This window comes from Vibrio sp. 1-1(7) (assembly GCF_013048485.1).
Classification (GTDB): Bacteria; Pseudomonadota; Gammaproteobacteria; order Enterobacterales; family Vibrionaceae; genus Vibrio; species Vibrio fujianensis.
In genome coordinates, this window is the sequence record NZ_VHSP01000002.1 from 481012 (window position 1) to 494909 (window position 13898).

Genomic DNA, 13898 nt, shown 5'->3' on the forward strand with positions numbered 1-13898 from the left:
GTTAATCATTGATCACTGATCTTACCGCTGGCCTGCAACGCTCCAATTGTTTGGGCATACCAATCAATACCGTCGTGTTTTTTGACGTATTGCGGCGGCGGATTCTAGCATGAAAGTGGTTTTGGGATACAGCATGATCCATCACTTAAAAGAATGGGTATCTTCAATCATCATTGGTTTGCGGACGAAGGCGAGGCTTAGTGCCTCGCTCAATCGGTCATGATTTAGGCCAGAGGAAGGTGGCTGAGTGGGTTCCGTTATACTTGGAAGCGGTTGACGGTGTTTTGTAATTGGGAGGCTAATTGGCTTAACTCAATACATGCTTGCGCAGCACCTGATGAGCCTTGGGCAACTTGTTTAGCGGATTCATTAATCCGTTCAATATTGCGGTTTAGCTCTTCACTTACCGAGTCTTGTTCACCACAAGCGCTGGCAATTTGAATGGTCATATCAGCAATTTGTTCACTTTGGTTACTGATTTGCTGAATAACTAGTTGAGTTTGATGGCCTTGTTCAACGCATTGAGCCATCAGTGTGCTACTTTGCGCCGTTGCTTCACGAGCTTTTAGCGCACAATGCTGTAATGTTTGAATAATAGTGACAATATCGCCAGTTGATTGCTGAGTTTTACCGGCAAGGGCTCGCACTTCATCAGCAACAACGGCAAATCCACGGCCTTGTTCACCTGCCCGAGCCGCCTCAATCGCAGCGTTGAGGGCTAACAAATTAGTTTGATCGGCAATATTGCTGATCACATCGACCACCATATTAATTTGTTGAGCTTGCTCTTCAAGCTCTAAAACACGTTGCTCAGCCAGTGAGATTTCGTGTGTCACTCGGTCAATCGAATTCGTCACGTTCGCCATCTGCTCTGAGCCGGTGATCGCTTGTTGGTTGCTCTCTCGAGCTGCATCAGAAGCGACTTCAGTATTGCGAGCGACTTCCGCTACCGTGGATTTCATCTCAGTCATTGCCGTTGCGATGTGCATCACTTCAGCTTGTTGCTCATGCATCCCTTGTGACGTTTGCTCCGATACCGCACTCACTTCATCGACCGCATGCGCCAATTGTGTTGCGCCTGCAACGATTTCTTCTACAGTTTTGGCGAGGTTACTTTGCATGGTGTGGCACGCATCAGCAAGGTGACCTAATTCGTCTTCACCGATTTCATGTCGATTTAGCGTATGGGTGAGGTCACCTTTGGCAATCGATTGGGCTTGAGCTACAACCAAATGTAGTGGACGGCAAATTAACTTCGATAATAGCCCTGTCATCGCGGCCATAAAAATGAGAATGGCAATAAAACAAATAACGGTAAATTGAATAATATGACTAATTGATTTAGTTAGGGTGGTGCGGTTCTCATTGGCGTATGAGACGTTAAACTGCAGCAACTCATCGACCGCAGCTTCGATTTTTTCATAAGTGGCTAAAGTACTTGCTAGTTGATTTGCCGCTTTATCAATATCATGGCTGAGCGCATGATTATTAAATGATTGGAGATCGCGTAAATAAGTTTGCCAATAGTTTTTCACGGCCAAAAATTTTTCTCGATCAGCATGGTCATCATCCCATATTGATTGTTCATAGCTGGCGAATTCTTCTTGAATTTTTTTTTCGATACCATTCATCCATTCTATTTCAGCGTTAATGGCTGAATCATTCGCAGCGGAAAGAATGCCAAGCTGTCCTCGACGTACCGAAGCCATATTATATTTCAAATCATTAACCAGCATCAGAGAAGGTAACGTCGTGTCGGTTAATTCCCATACTTTCTTTTCAATTGAATTGATAGATAAATAAATATAAAGACCAAACGCAATATTGACCAGGGCAATAATACTAAAAGATAGTGCAATTTTATTACGGATTGCTAAGTTTTTTAAAAACGACATAACAGTGAGTAACCTCATGGTAAGAACGAATGGATATATCCATTCTCCTTAAATTTGCCGCGGTATTATTCCCTTACTACTGAGGGCTACGCTCGTTTACCCCTGACGATGGCATCGTATGGCTATGCTTATAAGTAAGGGGACTGACTTGTCGTTTACCGATCAATTCAAGTTGACTGAATATATTTATCCGTATAATAAAAATATTTTAATTAAAGAGGCAGAATGGAGGAATATTAAGCCTGCATTATGGCAGGAAAGTTTAGCACGGAGCTGATTGATAAACTAAGGAAAAATAGATTTTATTAGCTGAATGAAATGTTCGTTTTCTTTTACAGTGTTGAGTTGGTAAATTGAGGTGGAAATGTTAATTAATCTCTATGTTATGTTCGTATAATAAATAGATTAAACAAGAAATTGGCGTGGAATATATTAGTATCTGTTATGCTTTTAATTATTGATTTTCTTTTTACTTGCTTATTAAAAACATAACGAACAGGAGCGTTCATTCTCGCCGCTGTTCATTATGTTGATTTACAATCAAGCCGTCATCGGGACAAGGATCATGGTACCGATAATTACGGTAATTAATCCAGCCAATACGGGAACAGAGGTCCGTTTTACCACTTCAAATGGGCTGATATGCGCCATACCTGCTGTGGCGACCACAACGCCAGAAACTGGTGACACAGTACGACCTAAGTTAGACGCTTGCAGCATAGGAATAATTAAAAATGCAGGGTTTACGCCCATTTTTGCTGCGAGCGAAGGGGCTAACTCGACAAAAGCGTAAAATGGAGCATTACCTGATCCGGTTGCAATCGCAGCCGCCATTGTTAGGATCGTTAAAATCATCATGAGTGCTAAACCGCCAGCGCCGGCTGTTTCTGCCAAGCCTAGTAAGTTATCAATTGCCCCGATAGACATTAAACCTTGCGCGAATACTCCAGCGGCCACCAATAACATAACCACGCCTTTAAACGCTTCTGCCATGCCTTCATAACATGACTCCAAATCTTCAAGCGTTTTTTTGCCATCAAAGCGTTTGGTAATAAAATCAACCAGAGCACCGGCAAAAATAGAAACAACCACAATGGTATAAATGTCAAGATACAGGCCCGGAATGGTTTCTCCATTAAAGAGGAATACACCGATAATAGGAAGAAATGGTAATACGGCATAGTAGGCGGGGGCATTGACTTCAATGGTCGAAACATCAATACGTTCCATCGGAGTATTGTTTCGTTTGTCTAAGTATTTATTCCAGAAAAACGTGGCAGCCGCCATCACAATAATGGCACAAATAGAAACCGGTAAGACGGTTTCAACAGCAAATACATGCAAAGCAAGGCCGGATTTTTCAGCCGCGATCACGACATCACCAGAGGTCGGCGATAAAATAATCGCTGCCGGTGAAGCACAAACGGCAACGGCAGCGGGGCGAGAAATGCCCATCGCAGTCATCATCGGAAATAGGGTGGCCATCAATAACACACCAAGCCCGGTTGCAGAACTAACCGCCAGTGACATTAAGCAGGCGACAATATAAGCAGCTACGAGCAGTACATAAGGCGAGTTGATAACAGAAAGGGGTTTTGAAAACTGTTTGACCACGACATTATTGGCACCAATATGTGTCATATAAGAAGCAAAACCGCATAGCAGCATAATCTGCATACCTAAGCCACCACCACGGCTTTGTAGTGTGAATTTTATATACTCCATGGTATCAGTCACTAAATTACCGGTTGCGGTAATTGATTCTGGTAGCACGTCATAACCTAACAAACCGGTGATCAATAATAATGTAATCCCCGCGGTTAGGAGTACCCCTGCGGGTTTATAACCTTTAACGATAAAATAACCGACAGCAATGGTCACAATTGCGCCGATAAGAAGCTCTAGCATAGTGATCTCCAGTCAAATATGTTGAGTTGTAACAGTCTAATACAATTTATAACTGAGAATTTACTCAAAACAGGAGCGAGAGACGAGGCAAAGTTGTACTTTGTATGATCTAAAACAAACAAAAAAACAATAAGTTTATAGAGTGAATAATAAGGTTATTGGGATTGATTTTAGTGGTAAATTTTATGTTAAAACCATGAGCTAGTTTTATTGATTACTATTGGGTTTAATGTTCATGAGAAAATAAAAGTGACAATATTGTCACTTTTAGGGAGCAAATATCCCCTTCCTACTTGAAGCTGTTGCGGTGTCGGTTACGTGCATTCACCTCAATTGCATCGTTTGTCTATGTTCATCAGGGCTCACTCACTTGTCGTTGATCTGCAACTCCAAGTTGTTTGGGTAGAGGCGGATGTGATCGGTCAGTTTTGCTTTTACTATATAAATGAATAGTATGATGTGAAGTAGAAACAGCAACAGGAAGTGATAAGGGCTATAAAATGGAAATAAAAGTAGCGGAATATAAGGACTTTGAACGGATTGCACACTTGCATGCGCACAATTGGCAGCGCCATTATCAAGGCATTCTAGAGCAAGATTATCTGGATAATGAGGCGTTACAAGATTGTTTACTGATCTGGCAGACTCGACTGACTAACCCTCCTTATAATCAACATATTTTATTATTGGAAGCTAACGATCGTTTGCTGGGATTTATTTGTGCTTTTGGCAATCATGATGTTGAAAAAGGTACCATGATTGATGCATTACATGTCAGCCCTGACTATCAAGGTCAAGGATTAGGAAAGTGGCTGATTAAGGCGATGCTTGAATGGGTTGAACACTATTTTCCTGAACATGGTATTTATTTGCAAGTGGCAGAGAAAAATCAATCAGCTCTGGATTTTTATGAACATATTGGTGGACAAAGTACCGTGATAAAAACGTGGCAAGCTCCCAGTGGCTATCAGCTACTGGAAAAAGTGTTTACTTGGCCGTCATCGCAAGTCATGTTGCAAGCCGTGAGTTAGAGTTAGCTGCCTAGCAGATCCTAGATACCATTTTGATTTAATCATGATGATGAAAAACACGCTTGTAAGATCCGCGATTATCACACCTCACACCTTGGAGTAATGAATGTTATTAAATTTAAGCCGCTATAAAGGTCTCATTTTTGATATGGATGGAACCTTAATTGATACGATGCCAGCACACCTTGCGGCATGGCGAATGACAGCCGAACATTTTCAGTTCCCTTTTGATTCGCAGTGGTTACATAGTATGGGGGGAATGCCCAGTTTTAACATTGTTCGAGAAATTAACCAGCGCTTTCAGCTTGCGTTAGATCCGCAGCAGGTTGCGCAATATAAAATGCGATCATTTGATCAGCAGGGAGCGGATAGCCCCTTAATTGCTGAAACTTATGCCATTTTTTGCTCAAATCGGGGCGAGAAGAAAATAGCCGTTGGAACCGGCAGTCAACGACAAAGTGCGATTCGATTGCTGACTAAAGCGGGTATTTTAGAACAATTAGATGCATTAGTGACGGCAACGGATGTGACTCACCATAAGCCGCATCCTGAAACCTTTGTTCGTGCTAGCGAGCTGTTAGATTTATCACCGCAAGAGTGTATCGTTTTTGAAGATACCGCATTGGGAATGCAGGCAGCACATGCAGGGGGAATGGATTGTGTCATGGTTACGTCAAATGGATTAACGTTTCATGCGGCTAAAACGCCCGCCAATCCGATAACTGAGTGAGCATCTATCGTCACCGGATTATTTTAAAATGAGCAGGGGTTACTGCTCATTTTAGTCAGGTGAATGTGAGAGTGTTATTTAATCTCAAGCAGTTCGACCTCAAAAATTAAGGTTGAAGCGGGCGGAATAGAGCCCGCACCACTTTTTCCATAGGCGAGATGACTTGGAATGAAAAAACGCATTTTTTCTCCTTCTACCATCAGTTGGACGCCTTCCTGCCAGCCTTTAATGACTTGATTCAAGCCAAAAGTAATCGGTGTTTTCCGTTGTATTGAGCTATCAAACACCGTGCCATCAAGCAATCGCCCCTCATAGTGGACAGTGACTTTACTGGTTGCCGTGGGATGTATTTTTCCTGAACCCGCTTGTAGTAATTGATATTGCAAGCCACTTTCTGTTGTCGATATGTCCGGCTGTTGGCTATTGTTAAGTAAAAAGGCTTCGCCCTGCATGCGGTTTTGTTCAGCAAGTTTACTGTTATTCCAAGAACGATAGACAAAAAAAATCGCCAACAATAAGGCAATGAGAGTAAAGATAGTTTTATTCATGATCGTGCTCTTGTTATTGCGGTTGTTTTAGTAAGTAGCGCATTGTTGTAGCAATACTGTTGATGTCGTCATGCCCACTGGTCAGTAATTGATATTTTCCTTTAATGATAAAGGTTGGAACGGCATTAATTTGTGATTTTTGTGAAATTTCACTCGCGAGTGTGATCATTTCCATCAGTTGGTTTTGCTGGGCCTCGTTCAAATCATAGGGGCTGATTAATTGATGTTGATGAAATATCTTATCAATTGCCGCTTTTCTGGCATCTGGAGTGGTTTCTATGGGGGCTTGAATAGCAGCAAACAGCCCTTCCATGATACTTGAGTTAGGAACCTCCTCTAATTGCATGACTGCACTGTAGTAAAGCATGGCACTGATCTGAGCACCTTGGTTGAAAGTGACATGAAGCTTACCAAAATGCTCTCCGGTGATTTTTTCTAGCTCAGGAATCATCGATTCCATGGTTCGACAATGGCCACAGGTTAGAGAGAAAACCTCCGTGATAGGAGCAAGCTGGTAGCTGGTTAGGCTGACGGGTAACTCTTTATAGTGAACCCCCTCGGTGGGGTGGGTTTCTGCATTATCACTGCAGCTAATGATCGCGATAAGGCTGAATAAAAGGGTAATTAAGCGAAAAGCCGATGTTTTCATAAAAAAATCCATAACAGTGAAAAATACCGGATCAGTCTAACCAGTAATCGACGTGAGGCAAATCGCATAAGACGAATTTGTTAGCTAGACAGCATAAAGTTTTACGATGTTGGCCGATAACAAAAGGAGAGATAAGGAAAGTGAGTGCAGCATTAATGAAAGTTTATACGCTACTAGTATGCCTATTATTATCTGGATGCGGTTCTTTAGCCGTGGATCGAATGTTTAGCGATAATCTATTAAACACCGCGCCGAAAAATGATGCAGAAGTGCTCTATCCTGATTGGCGCAGAGCGAGCCAACTGTCTAGCCGAGATGTTTCTCCGACAGCGGTTGAGACGACCGTGACAAAGACGGCAGAGCGGCAACCTCTCCATGCCGATGAGCCCCAATCGTTGTTAGATTTTTTAGCCAGTTACCGTATTGACTATGAATTACAAGCCGGTGAACATTCGATGGTGAAACTCAATCGTCCCATTCTTTTCCAAACAGGGAAGGCGCAACTATCGGCAGATTCAATCCGTTGGATTAGCGCATTAGGCCGCTTTCTCGCTCAAGATCAAACCATCGACATTGTCGTTGAAGGGCATACGGACAATACCGGTTCAGAGCGATTCAATGATGGGTTATCAATGCGGCGAGCTGAAGCGGTGAAGCAAGTCTTATTAGCCCAAAAAATTGCACAAGAGGTGGTGTATATTAGAGGGTATGGCGCTCATTTGCCGAGTTGTTCAAACGGTACTGCTCAAGGCAGAGCGTGTAACCGAAGAGCGACACTGCGCTTAATTGTGCCACAATATTTAGATCAATAAGTTTCTTAAACGTCACGAGTTGAATACACAATCACCGCCAGTGGCGGTGATTGTGATTAGATGAGTTTAGCTATCTTATGATGCTAATAACTCTTGCGCAGTTTTAACGACGTGATCGGTGCTAAAGCCAAATAATTTAAACAGCTCATCCGCTGGTGCTGACTCACCAAAGCTTGTCATACCGATGATCTTACCGCCAAAACCGACGTATTTGTACCAGAAGTCTGCAATACCCGCTTCAATCGCAATACGTTTGGTTACCTCAGCAGGCAGTACCGCTTCACGGTAAGCAGCATCTTGTTTATCAAATGTATCGGTTGATGGCATGGAAACGACTCGCACTTGTTTACCTTCCGCTGCCAGTTTTTCTGCCGCTTCTACCGCAAGGCTAACTTCAGAACCTGTTGCAATCAAGATAAGCTCAGGTTGGCCTGCACAATCTTTTAAAACATAACCACCTTTGGCAATATCTGCCACTTGCTCGGCCGTACGAGGCTGCTGAGCCAAGTTCTGACGAGAGAAGATCAAGGCCGATGGCGCTTCTTTACGTTCAATGGCCAATTTCCAAGCCATTGCCGACTCCACTTGGTCACAAGGACGCCATGTGCTCATGTTCGGTGTTAACCGCAGTGAGGCGATCTGCTCAACCGGTTGGTGAGTGGGGCCATCTTCGCCTAAGCCAATGGAATCATGGGTGTAGACTTGGATATTTTGAATTTTCATCAGCGCAGCCATGCGCATTGCATTACGAGCATATTCCATAAACATTAAGAAGGTTGCACCGTAAGGTACAAAGCCACCGTGTAAGGCGATGCCGTTCATGATCGCCGTCATTCCAAACTCACGCACCCCATAATGAATATAGTTACCTGCGAAATCGTCAGTGGTTAATGACTTAGAACCAGACCACATTGTCAGGTTAGACGGGGCCAAGTCCGCTGAACCGCCCATAAACTCGGGGAGTAACTGACCAAAGGCTTCTAAGGCATTTTGTGAGGCTTTACGTGACGCGATATTGGCAGGGTTCGCTTGTAGATCGGCAATGATTTGACTCGCTTTCTCTTCCCATTGCGCGGGTAATTCACCGTTTACGCGGCGTTTAAATTCAGCCGCCAACTCGGGATACGCTGCTTCATAAGCTGCAAATTTCTGATTCCACGCTGTTTCCTTAGTTGCGCCAGCTTCCTTCGCTGACCATTCTGAGTAGATCTCTTGCGGAATTTCGAACGCACCGTATTTCCAACCTAAAAATTCTTTTGTTGCTTTAATTTCATCATGGCCAAGAGGAGCGCCATGACAGTCATGTGAACCAGATTTATTGGGAGAACCAAAACCAATAATGGTTTTGGTACAAATGAGTGTGGGGCGAGCTGTTTCTGCTTTTGCCGCTTCAATCGCTGCGTTAATCGCCTTCGCATCATGGCCATCCACCGCGGGAATGACATGCCAACCGTAAGCTTCAAAACGTTTAGGTGTGTCGTCAGAGAACCAGCCTTCTACATGGCCATCAATAGAGATACCGTTGTCATCCCAGAAGGCAATCAGTTTACCCAGCCCTAATGTACCAGCGAGTGAACAGGCCTCATGAGAAATACCTTCCATCAAACAACCATCACCCATAAAGACATAAGTGAAATGATCCACAATGTCATGCTCGGGTTTATTAAATTGAGCAGCAAGAGCTTTTTCCGCGATAGCCATACCGACAGCATTGGTAATTCCTTGGCCTAACGGGCCTGTGGTTGTCTCAATACCCGGTGCGTAACCGTATTCAGGATGACCTGGTGTTTTAGAGTGCAACTGGCGGAAGTTTTTTAGATCATCAATCGAAAGTTCATAACCACTTAAATGAAGCAGTGAGTAAAGCAGCATCGAGCCGTGGCCATTAGAGAGGACGAAGCGATCTCGATCGGCCCACTTGGGATTTTGTGGGTTGTGGTTCAAATGGTTTCGCCAAAGTACTTCGGCAATATCTGCCATTCCCATCGGGGCACCGGGGTGACCCGAATTGGCTTGCTGTACCCCATCCATGCTTAACGCACGAATTGCATTGGCCAGTTGTTTACGATCCATAATATTTTCCTGAGTTATTTGAAAACAGAGTTATTTGAAAACAGAATTATTTAAATAAAGTGACCCCCGACCGCTCAACGAAATGGTTATTCCCTTCCTACTTGAAGCTGCAGGGGGGTTAGCTATGTTCGTTCACCCCAATCACATCGCTTGTCTATGCTCATGGGGATTTATTCACTTGCCGCCTACCTGCAACTCCAAGTTGTTTGGGTATATAAGTAACTTTCGTTCATTACCAGGGTAATGAGCAGCACATTGGCTTGCCAGCAAATGGTCTGGGTATATCGATGGTGCATAAAGCACCATCAGAGAAAAGCGCTTAACAAGCTAGACTTAGCCAAGAAAAACCGTGTTGCGATCCTGCTTAGCTAGCTGCTTGATACCTTTGAGTTACAATTTTGCCGCAATCATGGTTTCTAATTTGCCTTGGTCAATAGCGAAGTTACGGATACCCTCGGCTAACTTTTCAACTGCCATTGGATCTTGGTTATGTTCCCAAAGGAATTCTGCGTGCGTCATTGGGGTTGGCCGTGTTTTGGTGCCTTTCGAATCGATGAGTTTCTCGATTACTTCTCCTTCTGCCGCTTCTAATTCTGCCAGTAGAGCAGGGGCAATCGTCAAACGATCACAGCCTGCAAGCTCTAGAATTTCCCCGATGTTACGGAAGCTCGCCCCCATAACGACAGTATTATAACCATGCTCTTTGTAGTAGTTATAGATGGTGGTGACAGACACCACGCCCGGATCTTCTTGCGGAGCAAAATCACGTCCTTCTTTGGCTTTATACCAGTCCATAATCCGGCCAACGAAAGGCGAAATAAGGAACACACCGGCTTCTGCACAGGCACGAGCTTGTGCGAAAGAGAAAAGGAGCGTGAGGTTACAGTTAATGCCTTCTTTTTCTAGAATTTCAGCTGCGCGGATGCCTTCCCAAGTTGAGGCGAGTTTGATCAGGATACGGTCGTTGCTGATCCCAGCATCATTATACATTTTGATCAGTTGACGCGCTTTTGCCACACTGCCTTCGGTATTATAAGAGAGTCGAGCATCAACTTCGGTTGAAATTCGGCCCGGAATCGTTTTGAGAATTTCTTTACCGATATTAACCGCAAGCATATCGCAAGTGTCTTGCACTTGTTGCGCTTTATCGGAACTTTGTGTTTTGGCGTATGCGATAGCGGCATCAATCAAGGGGGCGTATTCAGCAATTTGTGCTGCTTTAAGAATCAGAGATGGGTTAGTTGTTGCATCTTCAGGTTGATATTTTTTTATCGCATCAATTTCACCGGTATCGGCGACAACAGTGGTAAGTTTACGAAGTTGCTCTAATTTGTTGCTCATTTCGGTCATCCTATTTCTTGTGGCAAAACCAGCTGGAAGGCTGGCAGCGAATTAGCAAAGTTCTGGCTAGCTAACTTGCTCGATATTGCTAATGCGAACGTTAATTTTCAGCGACCAAACAAATGCATTGAACATTTGCTCTATCGATGAGTAAATGATGACCCCATATTTATCTTATCTATACAGAAAGTCAATCATCATAACGGTGGAATGACGCCCTCAACGCACTAATTTTGCGTATGATAAATCAGTATAAGAAAATAAACGTTTGCCTAGGTGGTCTGTGGATGAATTGCTCTGGATAGGCGTAAAAAATCTGGTTGAGAAAATGTCATGCTGCTGAGCAAATGTTGATTATCTTGCCCGCTTTACATATGCTAGCACCATGAGCATATGTTCAAGTTTATATGATAAGTTAAGGGTAAAATTGCGCATGAGAGCAGGGTATGAGTCATTCAACTAAAGATTTTTCAATGGAAAATACCGATCTACTGACTGAAATTTCAGTCGCGTATTATCAAGATGGTGCGACTCAAGAGGAGATCTCAAAAAAGTTTTCCCTCTCCCGAGCGAAGGTTGGGCGTTTGCTCAAACAGGCAAGAGATGAAGGGATTGTCGAAATTACGGTGAAATACCACCCCGTGTTTAGTGCCAAAATAGAGCAACGATTAATTGAACGCTTTGGTATAAAACGCGCATTGGTTGCTTTGGATCAACCGAATGAAGAGCAGCAAAGGTTACAAGTGGCTGGTTTGGTTTCCAATTACCTATCCAGTAATTTAAAAAATGGTCTGGTGGTTAGCATTGGGCAAGGGCGAAACGTGTCTGCGGTTGCTCATCATATTGGTGTGATCACGCCAAGAGATTGTAAATTCGTTTGTAGTATTGGCGGTATTCATCCTCGAGGTGGGATGTTTAATGCGGATCATATCTGTCGACAAATGGCGAAAAAATATGGCGGTACATCGGAAACCTTATATGCCCCTGCTTATGCCGAAAATCGTGAGCAAAAACTGGCTTTTATGCAAAACGCGACGGTGAAACAAACATTAGACTTAGCACGTAAAGCCGATATTGCCTTGGTAGGAATTGGCGATATGAGTGAGAACAGTTACATGGTCGATTTGGGCTGGTTTACTCCTGATGAAGTTGTGCAATCACGTCTTCAGCAAGGGGTGGTGGGCGATTTTGCCGGTTATGATTTTTTCGATATCCACGGCCAAATCGCGAATACTGTGATGAGTGATCGAGTGATCGGATTAGGCATTGATGAGTTTCGACCTATCTCGGAAGTGATAGCCATTGCGGCTGAAAATAGTAAGCCCCTTGCGCTATTGGGCGCACTTCGTACCGGAGCGATTGATGTGATTGCAACCAGTGTGAGTAATGCGTTAACAGTTCTCAACTTAGATGAGCAGATGCGTCATGTGCAGTAATCGTTTAGCTGTGTTAGCGCCGGTAAGAGGATAAATATGTTCGCTGAACACACCCACATTACCTCCTTTTGGTGTAAAAAGTTGGGCCACAATCACCTACGGATCGCCGGTGAATATTGGCATATTGAAAAGCTGATTACTCTGCAGTGCATGCTTTTAGAAGCCGCACCTAGCCTAGAAGAAGGCTTGCGATGGTGGAGTAAAACGGTGTCTTTATTCGATCGTCGCTTGTACATCAGCGTTGAGCAGAATCATAACCATATGCGCATGACGTTAAAATGTAGAGTCGCGACATTGCCTAATTGGTCGGAAGCGGTGTTTGATTTGTTAATGATGCAATTAGAGCTGCTTAATTTGACTCGTTGGGTGCAATTGTCGGTTCATACCCAGTCGCCATTTGGCATAGCGGTTCGCATATCGCCGCGTACGGTTTCAAACGACAGTTCAAGTGTGTTTGAATTGGTGAAACAGTGCTATGTATTGCTTTCTCATCAATCGATTGAACAACCTGAATTACTTAGCGTTTTAAATGCCATTTTTACACAAAATAGCAATTATGCGCTCAAATTAGCACAAGCGGCGCAAGAATTGGGCGTATCAAAGCGTACTTTGCAACGCCGACTGAAAGAAAAGCACATGAGCTATTCGCAATGCGTTGACTTTGCTAAGAAGAAGCACGCCCTGGCGTTATTGGCAGATACCCAACTGACGATCCAACAAATTGCTTATCAGCTTGGTTATGAAGAGCCTTCTAATTTTCATCGAACGTTTCGCCGTTGGTATCCTTTTTCTCCTATGCAGTATCGCCAGCAGTGCTTAGAAAACCGCACGCCACTGCGCCAACAACCGATCCGTTTATATTACGCCAAAGCGAATTTATGGTCTGAGCATGATATCAATCAACCGGTTGGTAAAATTTGGTTAGAAGTCGATAACATTGCGTTTGAAAAAGTGGTGTCGGTCGAATGTCGAGATCGTGATGGCGTTTGGCGTCATTACCCTGCGTTTTTCGAGAGTTTTTTAAATCAAGGGACTGAGCTTTGGGTCACGACAGAGCTACCGGTGGCTCACCCGCTTACCTTTAGGCTTTGTTATGAAGTGGATGGTGAACGCTATATCGACAACAACCACCAGCGAGATTATGTCGTCGCAAAAGGACTTTTGCTTGGAGAGACGGAGTACATTGTCCGGACATGCCAACTCATTCAATTTGGTGAACAGTACACGTTATTTATTGAGTTAGCCTGCAGGCTTAATCATGTGGCGAACATTGAGTGTTTTATTGATGACGATCCCGCATCCCATATCATGAGCCGTACGCTAGCATCATCTGAATACGGCTGTTGGACACTTCAATTACCTATCAATCAAAAGGTGAAGCAGTGTCGATTTCGACTTTATGACTCATCGGGAAATGAACAAGCGAAAGAACATTATCCTGTCCAATACACGATTGTGCAGCCATTAACATAAAA

Annotated in this window: 11 protein-coding genes; 5 read left to right on the forward strand and 6 right to left on the reverse strand. The window is 43.7% G+C overall.

Translation table 11 applies throughout. The annotated features are described in order from the left end of the window. Positions 1–257 precede the first annotated feature (257 nt). Both FKN05_RS10130 and dcuC read right to left on the reverse strand, forming a co-directional pair. A complete protein-coding gene (locus tag FKN05_RS10130) occupies positions 258–1895 on the reverse strand; it encodes a methyl-accepting chemotaxis protein (RefSeq protein ID WP_099611335.1) in 1638 nt (545 codons plus the stop codon). Between the two features lie 540 nt (positions 1896–2435). Further along, a complete protein-coding gene (gene dcuC / locus FKN05_RS10135) occupies positions 2436–3803 on the reverse strand; it encodes an anaerobic C4-dicarboxylate transporter DcuC (RefSeq protein WP_099611113.1) in 1368 nt (455 codons plus the stop codon). A 500-nt stretch (positions 3804–4303) separates the two neighbouring features. On the opposite strand from dcuC, the gene FKN05_RS10140 reads away from it, so the two are divergent. Then, the gene (locus FKN05_RS10140; RefSeq protein WP_099611114.1) at positions 4304–4834 is read left to right on the forward strand and encodes a GNAT family N-acetyltransferase; all 531 of its coding nucleotides are present in this window, start codon (positions 4304–4306) and stop codon (positions 4832–4834) included. A 106-nt stretch (positions 4835–4940) separates the two neighbouring features. Beyond that, positions 4941–5564 (forward strand): beta-phosphoglucomutase family hydrolase, encoded by a 624-nt coding sequence (locus FKN05_RS10145; protein ID WP_170887439.1) that lies wholly within the window; start codon positions 4941–4943, stop codon positions 5562–5564. A gap of 74 nt (positions 5565–5638) precedes the next feature. On the opposite strand, the gene FKN05_RS10150 is transcribed toward FKN05_RS10145, so the two are convergent. Together FKN05_RS10150 and FKN05_RS10155 are read right to left on the reverse strand one after the other, a co-directional pair. Continuing rightward, positions 5639–6112 (reverse strand): FKBP-type peptidyl-prolyl cis-trans isomerase, encoded by a 474-nt coding sequence (locus tag FKN05_RS10150; protein WP_099611116.1) that lies wholly within the window; start codon positions 6110–6112, stop codon positions 5639–5641. Between the two features lie 13 nt (positions 6113–6125). Next, positions 6126–6761, reverse strand: coding sequence for a thiol:disulfide interchange protein DsbA/DsbL (locus FKN05_RS10155; protein WP_161431019.1), 636 nt, complete (start codon positions 6759–6761; stop codon positions 6126–6128). Between the two features lie 140 nt (positions 6762–6901). Here FKN05_RS10155 and FKN05_RS10160 point away from each other — a divergent pair, with 140 nt between their 5' ends. Further along, positions 6902–7573: an OmpA family protein gene (locus FKN05_RS10160; RefSeq protein WP_245868847.1), complete on the forward strand. Its 672-nt coding sequence runs from the start codon at positions 6902–6904 to the stop codon at positions 7571–7573. A 75-nt stretch (positions 7574–7648) separates the two neighbouring features. Here the strand turns inward: FKN05_RS10160 and tkt are convergent, their stop codons facing one another. Together tkt and tal are read right to left on the reverse strand one after the other, a co-directional pair. Then, positions 7649–9646 (reverse strand): transketolase, encoded by a 1998-nt coding sequence (tkt, locus tag FKN05_RS10165; protein ID WP_099611119.1) that lies wholly within the window; start codon positions 9644–9646, stop codon positions 7649–7651. A gap of 390 nt (positions 9647–10036) precedes the next feature. Beyond that, positions 10037–10987 carry a transaldolase gene (tal, locus tag FKN05_RS10170; RefSeq protein WP_099611120.1) on the reverse strand — a complete coding sequence of 317 codons (951 nt, stop codon included), beginning with the start codon at positions 10985–10987 and terminating at the stop codon, positions 10037–10039. 446 nt (positions 10988–11433) lie between these two features. Here tal and FKN05_RS10175 point away from each other — a divergent pair, with 446 nt between their 5' ends. Together FKN05_RS10175 and FKN05_RS10180 are read left to right on the forward strand one after the other, a co-directional pair. After that, entirely contained in the window at positions 11434–12423 is a 990-nt protein-coding gene (locus tag FKN05_RS10175) for a sugar-binding transcriptional regulator (protein WP_099611121.1), read from the forward strand. A gap of 36 nt (positions 12424–12459) precedes the next feature. Beyond that, complete coding sequence (locus tag FKN05_RS10180) at positions 12460–13896, forward strand: helix-turn-helix transcriptional regulator (protein WP_099611122.1); 1437 nt, start codon at positions 12460–12462, stop codon at positions 13894–13896. Positions 13897–13898: the final 2 nt, after the last annotated feature.

Coding starts and splice junctions, on each gene's coding strand:
- FKN05_RS10175 (WP_099611121.1), top strand. CDS start 11,434: ATGAGTCATTCAACTAAAGATTTTTCAATGGAAAATACCGATCTACTG.
- FKN05_RS10140 (WP_099611114.1), top strand. CDS start 4,304: ATGGAAATAAAAGTAGCGGAATATAAGGACTTTGAACGGATTGCACAC.
- tkt (WP_099611119.1), bottom strand. CDS start 9,646: ATGGATCGTAAACAACTGGCCAATGCAATTCGTGCGTTAAGCATGGAT.
- FKN05_RS10150 (WP_099611116.1), bottom strand. CDS start 6,112: ATGAATAAAACTATCTTTACTCTCATTGCCTTATTGTTGGCGATTTTT.
- dcuC (WP_099611113.1), bottom strand. CDS start 3,803: ATGCTAGAGCTTCTTATCGGCGCAATTGTGACCATTGCTGTCGGTTAT.
- tal (WP_099611120.1), bottom strand. CDS start 10,987: ATGAGCAACAAATTAGAGCAACTTCGTAAACTTACCACTGTTGTCGCC.
- FKN05_RS10145 (WP_170887439.1), top strand. CDS start 4,941: ATGTTATTAAATTTAAGCCGCTATAAAGGTCTCATTTTTGATATGGAT.
- FKN05_RS10130 (WP_099611335.1), bottom strand. CDS start 1,895: ATGTCGTTTTTAAAAAACTTAGCAATCCGTAATAAAATTGCACTATCT.
- FKN05_RS10180 (WP_099611122.1), top strand. CDS start 12,460: ATGTTCGCTGAACACACCCACATTACCTCCTTTTGGTGTAAAAAGTTG.
- FKN05_RS10155 (WP_161431019.1), bottom strand. CDS start 6,761: ATGAAAACATCGGCTTTTCGCTTAATTACCCTTTTATTCAGCCTTATC.